The organism is Pseudarthrobacter phenanthrenivorans (assembly GCF_000813845.1).
Taxonomy (GTDB): domain Bacteria; phylum Actinomycetota; class Actinomycetes; order Actinomycetales; family Micrococcaceae; genus Arthrobacter; species Arthrobacter phenanthrenivorans_B.
In genome coordinates, this window is sequence record NZ_JWTB01000014.1 from 108,005 (window position 1) to 125,298 (window position 17,294).

Here is a 17,294-nt window from a genome sequence, read left to right on the forward strand (position 1 = left end):
CACAACAGGAACACGCAGGATGACGGTGGCGCAGGCCGTCGTCGAATATCTCTCCAAGCAGTACACCGTCGACAAGGTGGGCGGCCAGGAATACCGGGAACGGCTCATTCCGGGCACGTTCGGGATTTTCGGGCACGGCAACGTGGCCGGCGTGGGCCAGGCGTTGAAGCAGTACCAGAAGCTGGACCCCACCCTGATGCCGTACTACCAGGGCCGGAACGAGCAGGCCCAGGTCCACCAGGCCGTGGGATATGCCCGGCACACCCGCCGACGCCAGACCTATGCGATCAGTACCTCGATCGGCCCGGGGTCCTCGAACCTGTTGACCGGTGCCGCGCTGGCCACCACCAACCGGTTGCCTGTCCTGCTGCTGCCGTCCGATACGTTCGCCACCCGGGCTGCCGACCCCGTGCTTCAGCAGCTCGAGCAGCCGCACGCGTACGACCTCACAGTCAACGACGCGTTCCGGCCGCTGTCCAAGTTCTTCGACCGGGTCACCCGGCCCGAGCAGTTGTTCTCCGCGTTCCACCACGGCCTGCGCGTCCTGACCGATCCGGCCGAGACGGGCGCGGTGACCATCTCGCTGCCGCAGGACGTCCAGGCCGAAGCCTTCGATGTTCCCGAAGAGTTCCTGGCAGAGCGGGAGTGGCGGATCCGCCGCCCCGAGGCCGACGACGACGACATCGCCCGCGCCGCAGCAGCCATCCGCGCAGCGAAGCGTCCGCTGATCATTGCCGGCGGCGGCGTCCTCTACGCCTACGCCAACGATGAACTGGCCAGGTTCGCCGAGCTGACCGGCATCCCGGTGGGCAACACCCAGGCCGGCGTCGGGGTCCTGCCCTGGGACCACAAGCACTCCCTGGGCGCCATTGGCTCCACCGGCACGACGGCGGCCAATGCCATCGCCGCCGAAGCGGACCTGATCATCGGCATCGGCACCCGCTACGAGGACTTCACCACCGCGTCCCGGACCGCGTTCCAGAATCCCGACGTGAAGTTCGTGAACATCAACGTCGCCCCGATCGACGCCTACAAGCACGGCACCGCGCTGCCGATCGTTGCCGACGCCCGCAAGGCCCTGGCCAAGCTCAACGCAGCCCTGGGCGGCTACCGCGTCGGTGCCGACCTGGAACAGCTGGTCGAGGCCGAGAAGAAGCGCTGGAACGCCACGGTGGACGAGGCCTTCGACACCCGCAACACCCCGCTGCCGGCCCAGAACGAAATCATCGGAGCCACCAACCGGGCCATGGACGCCCGCGACGTGGTCATCTGCGCCGCCGGGTCCCTGCCCGGTGACCTGCACAAGATGTGGCGCGTCCGGGACCCGTTCGGCTACCACGTGGAGTACGCCTACTCCTGCATGGGCTACGAAATCCCCGGCGGCCTGGGCGTCAAGCGTGCAGCGATTGCCGAAGCGGCAAGCACGACGGCGGCAGGCGCGTCAGGCGGACAGGTGCGGGACGTCGTCGTGATGGTGGGGGACGGCTCCTACCTGATGATGCATACCGAACTGGTCACCGCCGTCGCCGAACGCATCAAGCTGATCGTGGTCCTGATCCAGAACCACGGCTACGCCTCCATCGGTTCCCTGTCCGAGTCCCTGGGGTCGCAGCGGTTCGGTACCCAGTACCGGGCGCTGGATGAGGAACAGCACAGCTTCGACGAGGGCGAGATCCTGCCCGTGGACCTGGCCCTGAACGCCGAGTCCCTGGGCGTGAAGGTCATCCGGATCGAACCCGGCGAGAAGGTCATTGCAGAACTGGAGCAGGCCATCCGCGATGCCAAGGCTGCCCCGGAGGGCAGCGGGCCGATCCTGATCCACGTCGAATCCGACCCGCTCCTGGACGCACCGTCCTCTGAGTCCTGGTGGGATGTCCCCGTCTCCCAGGTCTCCGAACTGGAATCCACCAAACAGGCCTTCCAAACCTACGTTGACCACAAGTCACGCCAGCGCAAACTGCTCGGCTGACCACACTTTTTCACTACTCAAGGAAGAGTCCCATGACTGCCACCACCACCCAGACCCAGACCACGGTCATCAACCACTTCATCAACGGCGAAGAGACGGCCGGCGAAGGCGACCGCACCACGAACGTGTACAACCCGGCCACCGGTGCCGTCTCCGCCACACTGCGGCTGGCCAACCGCGCCGACCTGGACACCGCCGTCGCCGCCGCCCGCAAGGCCGCCGACACCTGGGGCGATGTCTCCCTGGCCAAGCGCACCGCTGTCCTGTTCAAGTTCCGCGAACTCGTCGCCGCCCATGTTGACGACCTCGCCCAGCTGGTTACCGCCGAGCACGGCAAGGTCCTCTCGGACGCCAAGGGCGAGATCGGCCGCGGCCTGGAAGTCATCGAATACGCCTGCGGCATCCCCACCCTGCTTAAGGGCGACTACTCGGACCAGGTCTCCACCGGCATCGACGTGTTCAACTTCCGTGAGCCGCTCGGCGTCGTCGCGGGCATCACCCCGTTCAACTTCCCCGTCATGGTGCCGCTGTGGATGGCGCCGATGGCCATCGCCACCGGCAACGCGTTCATCCTCAAGCCCTCCGAACGGGACCCCTCCGCCTCGCTGCTGCTGGCCAGGCTCTGGAAGGAAGCCGGCCTGCCGGACGGTGTGTTCCAGGTCCTGCACGGCGACAAGGAAACCGTCGACGGGCTCCTCACCCACCCGGACGTGGACGGCATCTCCTTCGTTGGCTCCACCCCGATCGCCCAGTACGTCCACGAAACCGCCACCAGGCACGGCAAGCGCGTCCAGGCGCTGGGCGGCGCGAAGAACCACGCCATGATCCTGCCCGACGCCGACCTCGACAACGCCGCCGACCACCTCGCGGCCGCCGCGTTCGGCTCCGCCGGCGAACGCTGCATGGCCATCTCCGTCGCTGTCGCCGTCGGCGAGGCCGCTGACCTGCTGGTCAAGAAGGTCGAAGAGCGCGCCCTGGCCGTCAAGGTCAAGAACGGCACCGAACCCGACGCCGAAATGGGCCCGGTCATCACCCCGGCCTCCAAGGAACGCATCGTACGGATCGTCACCGAAGCCGAAACCGCCGGCGCCGCCATGGTCGTGGATGGCCGCGACCTCGTGGTCCCCGGCCACGAAAACGGCTTCTGGGTCGGCCCCACCGTCCTGGACCACGTCAAGACCGAAATGACCGCCTACACGGAGGAAATCTTCGGACCTGTCCTCGTCGTCGTCCGCGTGGACACCCTCGAAGACGGCATCAAGCTCATCAACGCCAACCCCTACGGCAACGGCACCGCCATCTTCACCTCCTCCGGCGCCGCCGCCCGCAAGTTCCAGCGCTCGGTCACCGTGGGCATGATCGGCATCAACGTACCCCTGCCCGTCCCCGTGGCCTACCACTCCTTCGGCGGCTGGAAGGCATCGCTCTTCGGCGACAAGCACATCTACGGCCCCGAAGGCGTCAGCTTCTACACCCGCGGCAAGGTAGTCACTTCCCGCTGGCCCGAAACCCACCACGCCTCCGGCGCCTCCTACAACTTCCCCTCCAACTGATCCCCACCGCCACCCTCGCCTCGCAAGTCCAAATCGGCTCCCAACCTTCGCAAGCTCAGGCTGGGACCCTCGCCGATTTGGCTCCACGGCCAGGGAACCCTGGCGGCGTGGCCCCTATCAAAGAGACAGACAATGACTGAGAACAAGCTGATCATCGGCACGGCGCCGGACTCCTGGGGCGTCTGGTTCGCGGACGACCCCAAGCAGACCCCCTGGGAACGCTTCCTCGACGAGGTGGCGGAGTCCGGCTACAAATGGATTGAACTGGGCCCCTACGGCTACCTTCCCACCGACCCGACCCGCCTGGCGGAAGAACTCAAGCAGCGTGACCTGAAAGTCACCGCGGGCACCGTGTTCACCGCCTTCCACCGCGGCCTCGCCCAGTGGGAAACCGCCTGGGAACCGGCCCGCAAGGTGGCAGAGCTGACGGCTGCCATGGGCGGCGAGCACATCGTCGTCATCCCCGCCATGTGGCGTGACGACGTCACCGGTGAAGCCGTGGAGAGCGGCACTCTGAGCAGCAAAGCCTGGGCCGACCTGTTCGCCGGCCACAACCGCCTGGGCAAGACCCTCCTGGAGGACTTCGGCCTGAAGCAGCAGTTCCACTCCCACGCAGACTCGCACGTGGGCGCGCAGCAGGACATTGAGACCCTGCTGGGAGCCACCGACCCGCAGTACCTGAACCTCTGCCTGGACACCGGACACGCTGAATACTGCGGCGCCTCCAGCCTGGACCTGATCAAGAACTACCCGGACCGGATCGGCTACCTGCACCTGAAGCAGATCAACCCGGAGATCCTCAAGAAGGTCAATGAGGAGAACATGACCTGGGCCGCCGCCAACCTGGCCGGCGTCATGACCGAGCCCCCCAACGGCCTGCCGGACCTCCGCGCGGTCATCGAAGCCGTGGAAGCCCTGGACCGGCCCATCTTCGGCATCGTGGAGCAGGACATGTACCCCGTGGCCTTCGACGTGCCGATGCCCATCGCCAAGCGCACCCGCAACTACCTGCTGTCCTGCGGCTCCCGTACCGCCGTCAGCTAACTCCCGCCACAGACACCAGAAGGACAGAACAATGACTCAGAACCTCCGCGTTGCCGTCATCGGCGCAGGGCGCATGGGCGCCGACCACATCCAGCGCCTCAACAAGCGCATCCATGGAGCCGAAGTCGCCGCCGTCGTGGACGTGGACCTCGCCCGGGCGCAGGCCGCCATCGAAGGCATCCCGGGCGCCGTGGCCCTGGCCGACGCTGACGAGGCCCTCAACAACGGCGACGTCAACGCCGTCCTGATCGCCACCCCCGGCTTCCTGCACCAGGACATCCTGCTCAAGGCCATCGCCAAGGACATCCCAATCCTCTGCGAAAAGCCCCTCACCCCCGACGCCGAATCCTCCTGGAAAATTGTCGAGGCAGAGGTGGCCCTGGGCCGCAAGCGGATCCAGGTGGGCTTCATGCGCCGCTTCGATGCCGAGTACGCCGCCCTGGGATCGATCATCCGCAACCACGAACTGGGCGAGCTGCTGATGCTGCACCACCAGCACCGCAACCCCAGCACCCCCGAGGGCTTCACCAACGAGATGCTGATCAACGACTCCGTGGTCCACGAATTCGATGCCATCCGGTTCTTTACTGGCGAGGAAATCACCAGCGTCCAGGTGCGCCTGGGCAAGGCCACCCGGAACGCGCCGAACGGCCAGCACGATCCGCAGCACGTCCTGCTCGAGACCGAGTCCGGTGTCCTGGCTGATGTGGAAATCTACGTCAATGCCAAGTTCGGCTACGAAGTGGCCACCCAGGCCTCCTTCGAGGACGGCATCGTCAGCATCGGCGGGGACAAGGGACCCTACACCCGCAGCAACGGCCACTGGGGCGGCAACGTCACTCCCGGCTTCGAGGAGCGCTTCGGGGCGGCATACGACGTCGAAATCCAGTCATGGGTGGACGCGGCACTTAAGGGCGGAATCGGCGGCCCCTCCGCCTGGGACGGGTACGCCACCGCCGCGTGCTGTGAAGCAGGCGTTGAAGCACAGAAGAACGGCGAAAAGGTCGCCGTGAAGCTGGCGGCAAAGCCCGACCTCTACAAGTAGGACCGGAAAGGGGGCGGAGCCATCCGTCCCCTTTTGTGTCTCCAACCTGACTGATCCACAATGGAGTGTTTACGTGAAAATCGCCCTTGACCCCACCCCGTTCCACCACTCCCACAGCCTGCTGGAGTTCCCCAAACTGGTGGCGGACCTCGGATACAAGTACATGCAAATGACCCCGCATGCGGACTTCATCCCGTTCTACAACCACCCCAAAGCGGACGATGAACTGGTGGGCCAGCTGAAGAGTGCCTGCCAGGATGCCGGAATCGGGATCGCCTCTGTCCTGCCCGTGCTGCGCTGGTCCGGCCCGGACGAGGACGCCCGCGAAGCTGCGGTCCGCTACTGGAAGCGCGCCATCCAGATCACCGTGGACCTGGGCGTCAGCACCATGAACACCGAGTTCAGCGGCCGCCCCGAAAAGGCAGAGGAATCCGAGCGGGCCTTTTACCGTTCCATGGAGGAACTGCTGCCGATCATCGAGCGTGAAGGCATCGACCTGCTGATCGACCCGCACCCGGACGACTTCGTGGAGGAAGGCCTGGCCGCCATCCGCGTGATCCGCGGCGTCAACTCGAAGAACGTTGGCATGGTCTACGTGGCCTCGCACAGTTTCCACATGAAGAACAGCCCTTTGGACATCATGCGGGCTGCGGGCGACAAGCTGCGGCTGGTCCACGTGGCCGACACCATGAACCATCACGCGTCCCATGGCCTGCGGTACATCACCAACCCGCCCGGCAACCCGGTCCGCGTCCACCAGCACCTGAAGATCGGCGATGGCGACGTGAACTGGGATGAGTTCTTCGGCGGCCTGAAGGAAATCGGCTTCCTGGACCGTGAAGATTCGGTGATGGTGTCCAGTGTCTTTGCCGAGGACGAGAACGCCGAAGACGTTTCCCGGTACCAGCTGGAGACCATGAAGCAGTACGTCCAAAAGGTGAGCGTATGAGTTCGCCTGCGCATACCGCTCCGCGGCCCGGAAACCACAAGCGCGCGCTGCGGACCGTCACTATCATCTCCACCTTCGGCGGCCTGCTGTTCGGCTACGACACGGGCGTGATCAACGGCGCCCTGCCGTATATGCAGGAGGACCTCGGGCTCACCCCGCTCACTGAGGGCCTGGTGACCTCGTCCCTGCTGTTCGGTGCCGCGTTCGGCGCCCTTTTCGGCGGCCGCCTGGCGGACCGCAACGGCCGGCGCAGGATGATCATGGTGCTGGCGGTCGTGTTCCTGCTGGGTACCCTGGGCTGCACCTTCGCGCCCAACACCGAAGTGATGATCGCCGCCCGGTTCATCCTGGGACTGGCCGTGGGCGGGGCGTCCGTCACGGTGCCGGTGTACCTTGCAGAGGTATCGCCCAGCAACCGGCGTGGGCGCATCGTCACGCAGAACGAACTCATGATCGTCACCGGGCAGTTGCTGGCGTTCATCTTCAACGCCTACCTCGGCAACTCCTTCGGCGAATCTCACGGGATCTGGCGATGGATGCTGGTGATCGCCACTCTTCCGGCCATTGCGCTGTGGATCGGCATGAATTTCATGCCTGAAAGCCCCCGGTGGCTGGCCTCGATCGGCAGCTTTGGCGAGACACTCAGCGTGCTGCAGCGGATCCGTTCGCAGGAGGAGGCGCGCAGGGAGTTCGAAGAAGTCAAAGCCATGGCCGTGGAGGACTACAAGTCCAAGATGGGCTCCTGGAAGGACCTGGGCATTCCGTGGCTCCGGCGCATCTTCTTCGTGGGCCTGGGCCTGGCGGTGATCCAGCAGATTACCGGCGTGAACTCGATCATGTATTACGGAACCCAGATCCTGTCGCAGTCCGGTTTTGGCCGCGAAGCGGCACTGACGGCGAACATTGCCAACGGCGTGATCTCGGTCCTCGCCACGTTCGTCGGGATCTGGCTGCTGGGCAAGGTGGGCCGGCGCAGGATGCTGATCACCGGGCAGGTGGGGACCACGACGGCGCTGCTGCTGATCGGACTGTTCTCCCTGATATTGCCGGAAGGCTCCGGCCGCGGCTTCGTCATCCTTGCGCTGACCGTGACATTCCTGGCATTCCAGCAGGGAGCCATTTCGCCGGTGACCTGGCTGATGCTCTCGGAAATCTTCCCGCTGAAAATCCGTGGCCTGGGCATGGGCGCTTCGGCGTTCCTGCTGTGGATCGTGAACTTCCTGATCGGGTTTGGTTTCCCGCAGCTGCTGGCGGCCCTGGGGATCTCCAACACTTTCTTCGTGTTCGCGGTCCTTGGTGTGGGCGCAATTGCCTTCGCTGCCAAGTATGTGCCCGAGACCAAGGACAAGAGCCTGGAGGACCTGGAGCACTACTTCAAGAACGTGGCCGGGAACAAAGCCCATGCCGCGGAAGCCACGATTCCCTGACCAGGATCAATCCACTGTCCCTACAGGCAAATGCCCCGGTGGGGATCTCCACCGGGGCATTTGCGCGCCAAGGCACGGGCAGTCTTATGCGCGGGCGTGCAGCCGGGGGAGGGCGTCCACCAGCGGTGCAAGCTCCGGAACGGCCTGGGCTTCCTCGAGGGCACGCTCCAGCGTGGCGTCGTGGACCGGCCGGGCCGTTGCCAACAGGCTGCTGCCGCTGGCAGTGAGCTCGGTGTAGATGCCGCGGCGGTCGTCGTCGCAGAGGATCCTGGTCAGCAGGCCACGGTCCTCCAGGCGGTTTACCAGCCGGGTGGTGGCGCTGGGGCTCAAGGCGGTGGCGCGGGCCAACTGCTGCATCCGCATGTGCCAGCCGTCCTGCCGGCTAAGGGCGTCGAGCACCGTGTACTCCACCACGGACAGTTTGGATTCGGCCTGGAGGGCACGCTCGAGCTCATTGTCGATCAGCCCGTGCAGGGCCGCCAGCGTTCGCCAGCCCTGGGCGCGGACCTCGACGGCGTCGTCCTTGATGCCCATGCGTGCTCCTTCGTAGGTGGCCGCCCGGAACGGCCCATCGGTCAACAGACAGAGATAGTTGCTTGCGCGGTATATTTGCATGTGCAACAATAAACACCGCGTCTGCAACTATCTTAGGCGCTTTCCCATTGAGGGGACAACCACACCTACAGCTCAAAGGAGCATTCGCATGCCTGTTGGCTTGATAGCACTCGCCCTGGGCGGCTTCGGCATAGGACTTACCGAGTTCGTCATCGCCGGCCTGCTGCCGCAGGTGGCGGCCGACTTCGGGGTCAGTGAGGCCTCCGCCGGCTGGTTCATCTCCGGCTACGCGCTCTCGGTGGTGGTGGGCGCGCTGGGCCTGACTGCCGCGGTGACTCGTTTCCGGCGCAAGCCGGTGCTGGCCGCCCTGCTGGTCCTGTTCATCGCCGGGAACCTGCTGTCCGCAACGGCGGACGGCTACTGGCCCATGATGGCCGGGCGCGTCATCGCTGCCCTCTCGCATGGCGCGTTCTTCGGTATCGGGGCTGTGGTGGCCGCCGGCATGGTTCCTCGCAGCAAGAAGGCGGGCGCCATCGCGCTCATGTTCACCGGGCTCACCGCAGCCAACGTCCTGGGCGTGCCCTTTGGAACTTTGCTGGGCCAGGCCGCCGGCTGGCGTGCCACCTTCTGGGCCATCACGGTCATCGGCGTAGCCGCGCTCGCCGGCATCCTGGCACTCGTCCCCTCATCGGCGGGTGAAACGGAAGAAGCGGCCAGCCTCCGCTCCGAGCTGCGTGCGTTCCGCTCCGGCCAGGTCTGGCTCTCGATCGTGGTGACCATCCTGGGCTTCGGCGGAATGTTCGGCGCCTTCACCTACATCGCCTACACCCTCACCGAAGTGTCCGGCTTTGCCGCCTCCACCGTGCCGTGGCTGCTGATCGTCTTCGGAGTGGGCCTCTTTGCCGGCAATACCCTTGGCGGAAAGGCTGCGGACCGCAACGTGGACCGCACACTGCTGGTGGTGCTGGCTGTGCTGACCGTGGTCCTGGCGGGATTTGCGCTGACGGCCACGAACCCCGTGCTGACAGTCATTTCCCTGGTCCTCATGGGCGCGTTCGGTTTTGCCACTGTGCCGGGGCTCCAGATGCGCGTCATGAAGTACGCCTCCGGCGCTCCCACCCTCGCTTCCGGTGCCAACATCGGGGCGTTCAATGTGGGGAACGCCCTCGGCGCCTGGCTTGGCGGCATCACCATCACCGCCGGACTGGGCTACACCTCTCCGATCTGGGCCGGTGCCGGCATCACCCTGGCGGGCCTGGCCGTGATGGCCATCGCCGCCGCTGGGGCCAGGAGGAGTGGGCAGCGGGGCGATAACCGCGGCACGGTCCAGGCCGTGGAGGAACTGGCCAGCCGCTAAGCGGCCGGATCGGAGGAGCGGCGCACCATGAGGGCAGGCTCGAGCTTGCGGGTTACGGCCGGACCGGCCGTGCCCGCAATCCGGTCCAGCATGACGTGCGCCCCCACCCTTCCCAGCTCCCGGGCGTGCTGGTCGATGGAGGTCAGGCCGATCAGCGGGGAAGCGCCGACCTCGATGTTGTCGCATCCAACGATCGCCACATCGCCCGGAACGGACAGTCCCCGCGCCGCCAGCGCCTCCATGATGCCGATGGCCGTGAGGTCGTTGTGCGCAAAGACCGCCGTGGGGAGGGTGGCGCCGGAGTCCAGGAACTGTTCCATCACGGCCCGGCCGCCGCGTTCGGTCATGTCGCTGTGCACCAGCTGCGGCTCCAGGCCGAACTCACGCATGGCATGGAGGTAGCCTTCCCTGCGTTCGGTGTAGGGGAGCCAGTCGGAGATGTCCACGTGCGCGATCCGTCGGTGCCCCAGCTGGTACAGGTGCTCCACGGCGAGTGCGCCGGAACGGAAGTCGTCGGTCAAAACGGAATCCACGCCGTCGACCTCCAGCTCCCGGGTGATGACGACGGCGGGCGTCCCGCGCAGGGCCCCTGCCAGTTCCGCCGAGGTGCCGGTGTAGCCGGCCAGCAGCACGCCGTCCACGCGCAGGTCCACGAACGAGCGGACGGCCTCAAGTTCCGTCCCGGGATCAGCAGAGCCGACGGCGACCATCACCTGGTTGCCGCTGCCGGCCAGGCCCTCGGTCAGGCCGTCGTAGATATCAGCGAAGACCGAGTTGTGCAGATCGAGGAAGAGGACCCCAAGCGTGTTGGTCCGGTGGCTGGCCAGCCGGCTGGCGAGCCTGTTGGGGGAGTACCCCAGCGCGGCGGCGCTTTCCAGCACCGCCGTCCGTTTGGCCGGCGAAACGTTCGGGGAATCGCGCATCACCAGGGACACCAAGGCGCGGCTCACGCCGGCGTCGCGTGCCACGTCCTCCATGGTCACCGACCGTGCTGAGGGGGAAGTCTGTCTCACAGGACTCCACTATGCCAGCCTGCCGCCGCTTGGCCGCCCAACCATGGTCAGGAGCCGAACGGCAGCCGGGGATCGATGTTCTGGCTGTCCCAGGTCTGACGCACCCAGCCGTGGTGGGGGTCGTCGCTGATCAGCCATTCGCGCGCAGGCCCCGGACCCGCCATCACGTTGAGGTAGTAGAGGTCGTACCCCGGCGCGGCCATGGCAGGACCGTGCCAGCCATAAGGGACCAGGACGACATCACCCGTGCGGACCTCGGCGGAGACGTCGATGGGCCGCTCGTCCGAGGCATACACGCGCTGGTAGCCGATGGCGTCGGCGTCCGTGGGCGCCCCGGAGCCGGAAGCCACCTGCGTTTCGAAGTAGTAGATCTCCTCCAGGGAGGTCTCGCCCTCCTTCTCCTCGTCATGCTTGTGCGGAGGGTAGGAGGACCAGTTCCCGGCCGGCGTGAGGACCTCGCAGACGATGAACCTGTCGGCCTCCAGTGCCGCCGGCGTGCCGAAGTTGTGGACCTGGCGCGAGCAGTTGCCCGCCCCACGAAGCTCCACCGGGGTCTCGGCAGCCGGCACCAGCCTGGTGGGGTAGGACTTTTGTGCCGGCGCGGTTGCCACGGCCACCCGGCCGCCGTCGGCGGAGCTGATGCTGACGGCCCGCCCGGTGCCAGAGTAGAGCACGTCGGTGGGGCCGGCGAAGACGGAGGGCCGTCCTTCGAGGGGGTAGTCCGTACCGTCCACGGCCACGGTGAAGGATCCGTTGAGGGGCACCACGATCCGTTCCTCCTCCGCGGCGGGAAGCTCGACGGCGGCGCCGGCACCAAGGGTGGCAACCTTCAGGCCCGTATGGGCCCAGCCGTCCACGGTGAGGGCGGAATCGGAGGTCCCGATCGAAACATCCCAGGCGCCGTCGGAGGCAGTGCCCAGGGGGTAGACCCAGTTGGTCATGGAGTTGGCTCCTTGGATTATTGCTGTGCGGATTATCGCTGTACGAGAGTCATCTCAAAGCTGTAGGAATCGGCCCGGTAGACGTGGTGGCCGGTCTCAACGCGGCGCCCGGTATCGTCCATCGCCGTGCGTTCCATGGTGACCAGTGCCGACCCCGCCGGAGTGTCCAGCATGGACGCCTGGTAATCGTTGGCGTTCATGGCGCCGATGCGCTGCGTGGCCAACCGGAAGTTGACGCCCCCGCGGCGGAGGATCGAGTACAGGCCTTCGGCGCCCAGCATGGCCTCATCCATCTCTGCGATATCGTCGCGCACCCAGTTCTCCATGAGGGCCAGGGGCTTGCCGCCCACCCGCCGCAGCCTGGTGAAGTGGTACACCTTCGAACCTGCGGGCAGCTGCAGCGTGGTGAGGGTTGCGTCGTCCGCCTCCAGGTGCGAGAAGCTGAGGACCTCGGTGGTGGGCTTCTTGCCGTTGTTGGTGAGGTCGTCGTAGAGGCTGGAAAGTTCCAGCGGCCGGCGCACCTGGCTGGAGACCACCTGGGTGCCCACGCCCCGTTTCCGCACCAGCAGGCCGGAGCGGACCAGTTCGTCCATGGCCTTGCGCATGGTGGGGCGGGAGAGGTTCAGCTGGGCGGCCAGGTCGATCTCGTTGTCCAACCGGCTCCCGGGTTCCAGGACCCCGCTGTAGATCGCCGCCTCGATGCCCTGGACCACCTGGTGGTACAGGGGCACGGGGGAGGAGCGGTCGATGCTGAGTCCCAGGTTGTTCGCCACGGTGCGTTCCCTCGTTGTCGGTCCTGCGCCTCCGTCCGGTCGGGACAGCCGCGCCTGCGGCCCATGTGCCGCCATATGTTCTCTTGATAGGACATACTTTCTTCCCCGATCGTATCAGCAGGGCTCTGCGGGTCAAGGGTGCCGCCTGCCCGCGTCGGCGGGAACACGGTGCCAATGCAATTGTGCTGACATTAAGACTTTCTATTGACGAACAGTATTAGAGCGCTCTAAAGTCGGTGGCACGCATCACATTCCCGGCCGGTCTTCCGGTCCCCGAGAGAATCTGAGAGGCAACAATGCTGTTGCAGAAACAAACCACCGGCGCGCCCGGCACGCAGCGCCGCGGATACCTTGCCCGGCTCACCGTCATCTCCACCCTGGGCGGCCTGCTCTTCGGCTACGACACCGGCGTTATCTCCGGCGCCCTGCTGTACATGAATGACTCCCTCAACATGACCGCCGTCGAGGAAGCAACCGTGGTGAGCGCACTGCTGTTCCCGGGGGCCGCCGTCGGCGCCCTCACCGGAGGCCGCATGGCCGACAAGCTGGGCCGCCGCGGCTCCCTGCTCGTCTGCGCCTTGCTGTTCCTGCTGGGCGCCATCGGCTGCGCCCTCGCCCCCAACGTCAGCTTCATGATCGCGGCCCGCATCGTCCTTGGCCTCGGCGTCGGCGCCGCCGCCGTCACTTGCCCGCTGTACCTTGCCGAAATGGCGCCCGCCCACCTGCGTGGCCGCATGGTGACCATCAACGAACTCATGATCGTCACCGGCCAGATGCTCGCATTCGCCATCAACGCCCTCCTGGACGCCCTGATCCACGACACCGAAGTGTGGAGGACCATGCTGGGCATCGCCTCCCTGCCTGCCCTCGCACTGCTCGCAGGCATGCTGATGCTCCCCGAGTCACCCCGCTGGTACGCCATCCGCGGCCGCCTCGAGGACAGCCGCCGCGTCCTTAACCTCAGCCGCAGCCCCCAGGAAGCAGCTGCAGAATTCGAGGAGATCGCGCAGGCGGCCCGCACCGCAAAGGAAGAGCGGGGCCACGCCCTGCGCGACCTGAAGAACAACCCCTGGATGCGCCGCCTGCTGTACATCGGCATCGGCCTCGCCACGGTCCAGCAGGCCACCGGAATCAATACCGTGAATTACTACGCACCCACCATCCTGGAAAAGAGCGGACTCGGCGTCAGCGCGTCGCTGGTGGCAACCATCGGTGTCGGCGTCACCTCAGTGCTGATGACCATCCTGGGCATCTGGCTGCTGGGCTTCGTGGGCCGCCGCAGGATGCTGGTCATCGGCTTCTCCGGGGTGGTCGGCTCGCAGGCACTGCTGGCCATCGTCTTCCTCCTGCCGCAGTCGGACCTGGCCAGCTACACCATCCTGGCCGCCATGATGCTGTTCGTGGCCTTTGTCCAGTGCTTCATCGGCACCTGCGTCTGGCTCCTGCTTTCCGAAATGTTCCCGCTGGCCATCCGCGGGTTCGCCATGGGAATCGCGGTCTTCGCCCTCTGGACCGTGAACGCGGCCATCTCCTTCCTGTTCCCCATCGTGGTCAACGCCCTTGGCTCCACCGGCACATTCGGCCTGTTCGTCCTGGTGAACATCGCGTCCCTGGCCTTCGTCATCAAGTTTGTTCCGGAAACGAAGGGCCACTCGCTCGAGGACCTGGAAGCGCACTTTCGCGGCGGTGAGGTTCCGGCAAAGGTCTCCGCTTAGCGACGCCTTGCCGCGGCATCGCGGCTCACGGCGGGGTTGGACCCAGGCCGTCCAGTAACAACCGGACGGGCACGGTCCGGCCCCGCTTTTTGCGTGGGGTGGCCTAGGCTGGCTCCATGATGTGGAGCGCGGGGCAGCAACCATGAATTTCGCCGGAAGCCTTGGTCCCCGCCCCCGCAACCTCGAAGTCCAGGACCTGGCCAGCTTCGACAGCCTGGTGGCCGGCGGTGCCGTCAACCTGCACGGCTGGCATGCGCAGTCGCTGGACCTGCGCGGCCGGTCGGCGGCACTCAAAAACGTCAGCGTCGAGGGCGCGATGTTCCTGGGCTGCATCTTCGACGACGGCATGGAAGCCAACCTCCGCAGCCGCGGCGCCCTGATCTTCCCCAGGCTTGAAGGTGTCCCCTTCGACCCGTACCGGGCCGTCCTGTACTCCCCGGCCGAACTGTACGCGGGACTGGCAACCTCGCCGTATGAGGAGCTGCCGGATGCCCGGATCTACCACTGGAGCATCCAACCCGGCCAGCGCCACCGTGTGGACTCAACGCTGGCCTCGGCCCTGCATGACCACGCCGTCGGCGATGCACTGGATGAGCTGACCGGGTCAGTGCCCTGGTCCAGCCGCGCCATCGTCGGGGTCATGGGCGGCCATGCTGCGCCGCGCGGCAGTGCCGGCTTCGCCCAGGCCGCCCTGCTGGGACGGCGGCTGGCGCTGGCAGGGTACACGGTGGCCACCGGCGGCGGTCCGGGGGCCATGGAGGCGGCAAACCTCGGGGCCTACCTGAGCCGGGCACCCGACGGTGACGTGAAGGCGGAACTTTCAGCCCTCGCCGCCGTTCCGGGCTTCAGGCCCTCGGTGTCCGCGTGGGCACGGGCGGCAGCCGCCGTCGTCGAACGCCATCCGGGCGGGACGCCGTCGCTGGGCATCCCCACCTGGTTCTACGGGCATGAGCCGCCCAACTACTTCGCCACGCACATCGCCAAGTACTTCGCGAACGCCATCCGCGAGGCCATCCTGCTGGAGCTCTGCCACGGCGGCATCGTCTTCCTTCCCGGTGCCGCCGGCACTGTCCAGGAGATCTTCCAGGATGCCTGCGAGAACTACTACGGCGCCCGCGAGAAGGTGGCGCCGATGGTGCTGGTGGGCCGGCGCCACTGGGAACAGGAATACCCCGCCTGGCCCATGCTGCGCTCGCTTGCCACCGGCCGCGCCATGGCGGATTACATCTTCCTGGTGGACACGGTGGAGGAAGCAGTGGAGGTCCTGCAGCGCCGCTGACGGCACCGCAGCACCTCAAGGATGCGAACTCCCGGCTAGCCTACGGCGGTACCGAACAGCAGGCCCAGCAGGTAGGTGATGGCGGCGGCGCCGAGGCCGATGGCCAGCTGGCGCAGGCCGCGGGTCAGCGGGGAGGTGCCGGAGAGGAGGCCGACGGCGGCGCCGGTCGCCAGGAGTGCGGTGCCCACCAGGACTCCTGCCACCACCAGCGCGGTGACGCCGGTCAGGCCGAACAGGAACGGCAGGATGGGGACGATGGCCCCGGAGGCGAAGAAGCAGAAGCTGGACAGCGCGGCTCCCCATGCCGTACCCACCGCCTCATGCTGGTCCTCTTCCTCCGGCAGGTCTGGCTGGAGCGACAGGCTGGGGTCGCAGTCGCAGGACAGCAGCCCCATCCGCTCGGCCACCCGGTGCTCCGCCGCCTCCCGCGACATCCCGCGGGCCAGGTACACCAGGAGGAGTTCGTTGTGTTCCAGGTCCAGCTTGGGCGCGGCCGCCAGGGTGATCTGCGTTGGCCGGGTGGCGGCCAGCAGTTCGCGCTGGGAACGGACGGAAATGAATTCGCCCGCGCCCATCGACATGGCGCCGGCCAGCAGCCCGGCGATGCCGCTGAGCAGCACCACGCTGCTGGCCACGCCGGAGGCTGCCATGCCCATCACCAGGGACAGGTTGCTGACCAGGCCGTCGTTTGCGCCGAAGACCGCGGCGCGGAACGTTCCGGCCAGCCGGTTGCGGCCGCGGGTGGCCAGCCCACGGACCACTTCCTCATGGATCTGCTCGTCGGCGGCCATGGCCTCGGTGGCGTTGGGATCCTTGGCATAGGGGGAGCGGCCCTCGGCGCGCTGGGCCAGGGCCAGCACGAACACGGAGCCGAAATGCCGGGCCAGGAAGCCAAGGAAGCGGCTCCGCGCGGACGCTCTCTTCGGCTTGCCGGCATGGTCCCCCAGCAGGGCCAGCCAGTGGGCTTCGTGCCGGCCTTCCGCCTCGGCCAGGGCCAGCAGGATGTCACGTTCCTCGCCCTGGCGGTTCTGCGCGAGGTCGCGGTAGACGGCGGCCTCGGCGCGTTCATCGGCAAGGTACTGGCGCCACCGCTTGATGTTGGCCGCCGAGGGCTGGGGTGGGCCGGCGGCCTCCTGGGGCGTGGCGTGGGAATGGGAACGGGCGTGCTGCGACACTGAAACTCCTGGACTGGAAAGGGCATGTACTCGCGCCTTTGCCCTGCCAGCCTACTGCTGATTTTCGCGGATTTTTGGCTGGCAAACCTCGCTGCGAAGTTTCGGTTTGCCTCAAATCCGCGGCTCCTGCCGCCGTTCGTCCACCTGCCGCGGGGTGCTGTGACGGCTATTGACCCGTCCGGTGCACGGTGCTGTGATGAAGGGGTGGCGCGGCCTGCGCCCTCCCTGAAAGAGCACGTCAGGCGAACTTACGGAGGTTCAATCATGAGCACCACCGGACAGCACCCGGACATGCCGCACCTTGACGCCGTGGAGGCGGATCCCGCCTACGACTACGCGGAAGATGCACCGGTTGACGATGAAACCTGGGTCGCAGAGGACGACATCGTCGACGAGGAAGAGCCCGTGGTCCAGGCGCCACCGATCGTCATCGACGCCGAGGACCGCGAGGTCCCGCTGGATGACGACGAGCCCCGCGACACGGAAGGCTAGAAACAGG

Annotated in this window: 15 protein-coding genes; 10 read left to right on the forward strand and 5 right to left on the reverse strand. The window is 66.6% G+C overall.

Annotated features, from left to right (window positions below):
• The first annotated feature begins 19 nt into the window (after positions 1-19).
• The 6 genes from iolD to RM50_RS07895 all read left to right on the forward strand — a co-directional run bounded on the left by iolD (position 20) and on the right by RM50_RS07895 (position 7,987).
• A complete protein-coding gene (gene iolD, locus RM50_RS07870) occupies positions 20-1,969 on the forward strand; it encodes a 3D-(3,5/4)-trihydroxycyclohexane-1,2-dione acylhydrolase (decyclizing) (RefSeq protein WP_043451503.1) in 1,950 nt (649 codons plus the stop codon).
• Positions 1,970-2,001: 32 nt separating this feature from the next.
• The gene (locus RM50_RS07875) at positions 2,002-3,522 is read left to right on the forward strand and encodes a CoA-acylating methylmalonate-semialdehyde dehydrogenase (protein ID WP_043451504.1); all 1,521 of its coding nucleotides are present in this window, start codon (positions 2,002-2,004) and stop codon (positions 3,520-3,522) included.
• 132 nt (positions 3,523-3,654) lie between these two features.
• Positions 3,655-4,566 (forward strand): sugar phosphate isomerase/epimerase family protein, encoded by a 912-nt coding sequence (locus RM50_RS07880; protein WP_043451506.1) that lies wholly within the window; start codon positions 3,655-3,657, stop codon positions 4,564-4,566.
• A gap of 31 nt (positions 4,567-4,597) precedes the next feature.
• Entirely contained in the window at positions 4,598-5,611 is a 1,014-nt protein-coding gene (locus tag RM50_RS07885) for a Gfo/Idh/MocA family protein (RefSeq protein WP_043451508.1), read from the forward strand.
• A gap of 73 nt (positions 5,612-5,684) precedes the next feature.
• The gene (locus RM50_RS07890; RefSeq protein WP_043451512.1) at positions 5,685-6,560 is read left to right on the forward strand and encodes a sugar phosphate isomerase/epimerase family protein; all 876 of its coding nucleotides are present in this window, start codon (positions 5,685-5,687) and stop codon (positions 6,558-6,560) included.
• Positions 6,557-7,987 (forward strand): sugar porter family MFS transporter, encoded by a 1,431-nt coding sequence (locus tag RM50_RS07895; RefSeq protein ID WP_043451515.1) that lies wholly within the window; start codon positions 6,557-6,559, stop codon positions 7,985-7,987. Before RM50_RS07890 ends, RM50_RS07895 begins: the two co-directional genes overlap by 4 nt.
• Positions 7,988-8,071: 84 nt before the next feature.
• Here RM50_RS07895 and RM50_RS07900 read toward each other — a convergent pair whose 3' ends face one another.
• On the reverse strand, positions 8,072-8,521 hold the full coding sequence (locus RM50_RS07900; RefSeq protein ID WP_043451517.1) for a MarR family winged helix-turn-helix transcriptional regulator: 450 nt from the start codon (positions 8,519-8,521) through the stop codon (positions 8,072-8,074).
• 169 nt (positions 8,522-8,690) lie between these two features.
• Here RM50_RS07900 and RM50_RS07905 point away from each other — a divergent pair, with 169 nt between their 5' ends.
• Positions 8,691-9,899 (forward strand): MFS transporter, encoded by a 1,209-nt coding sequence (locus tag RM50_RS07905; protein WP_043451520.1) that lies wholly within the window; start codon positions 8,691-8,693, stop codon positions 9,897-9,899.
• On the opposite strand, the gene RM50_RS07910 is transcribed toward RM50_RS07905, so the two are convergent.
• The 3 genes from RM50_RS07910 to RM50_RS07920 are packed head-to-tail and all read right to left on the reverse strand — an operon-like array spanning position 9,896 to position 12,626.
• Complete coding sequence (locus tag RM50_RS07910) at positions 9,896-10,912, reverse strand: LacI family DNA-binding transcriptional regulator (RefSeq protein ID WP_156133855.1); 1,017 nt, start codon at positions 10,910-10,912, stop codon at positions 9,896-9,898. The genes RM50_RS07905 and RM50_RS07910 overlap by 4 nt on opposite strands.
• A gap of 47 nt (positions 10,913-10,959) precedes the next feature.
• Positions 10,960-11,853, reverse strand: a complete 894-nt coding sequence (iolB, locus tag RM50_RS07915) for a 5-deoxy-glucuronate isomerase (RefSeq protein WP_043451525.1) — start codon at positions 11,851-11,853, stop codon at positions 10,960-10,962.
• A 32-nt stretch (positions 11,854-11,885) separates the two neighbouring features.
• Positions 11,886-12,626 (reverse strand): GntR family transcriptional regulator, encoded by a 741-nt coding sequence (locus tag RM50_RS07920; RefSeq protein ID WP_043451527.1) that lies wholly within the window; start codon positions 12,624-12,626, stop codon positions 11,886-11,888.
• 296 nt (positions 12,627-12,922) lie between these two features.
• Here RM50_RS07920 and RM50_RS07925 point away from each other — a divergent pair, with 296 nt between their 5' ends.
• Together RM50_RS07925 and RM50_RS07930 are read left to right on the forward strand one after the other, a co-directional pair.
• Positions 12,923-14,341, forward strand: a complete 1,419-nt coding sequence (locus RM50_RS07925; protein ID WP_043451530.1) for a sugar porter family MFS transporter — start codon at positions 12,923-12,925, stop codon at positions 14,339-14,341.
• 142 nt (positions 14,342-14,483) lie between these two features.
• Entirely contained in the window at positions 14,484-15,620 is a 1,137-nt protein-coding gene (locus tag RM50_RS07930) for an LOG family protein (RefSeq protein WP_043451532.1), read from the forward strand.
• A gap of 35 nt (positions 15,621-15,655) precedes the next feature.
• Here the strand turns inward: RM50_RS07930 and RM50_RS07935 are convergent, their stop codons facing one another.
• A complete protein-coding gene (locus tag RM50_RS07935) occupies positions 15,656-16,795 on the reverse strand; it encodes a VIT1/CCC1 transporter family protein (protein ID WP_043451535.1) in 1,140 nt (379 codons plus the stop codon).
• A 264-nt stretch (positions 16,796-17,059) separates the two neighbouring features.
• On the opposite strand from RM50_RS07935, the gene RM50_RS07940 reads away from it, so the two are divergent.
• Entirely contained in the window at positions 17,060-17,287 is a 228-nt protein-coding gene (locus RM50_RS07940; RefSeq protein ID WP_043451538.1) for a hypothetical protein, read from the forward strand.
• Positions 17,288-17,294 lie beyond the last annotated feature (7 nt).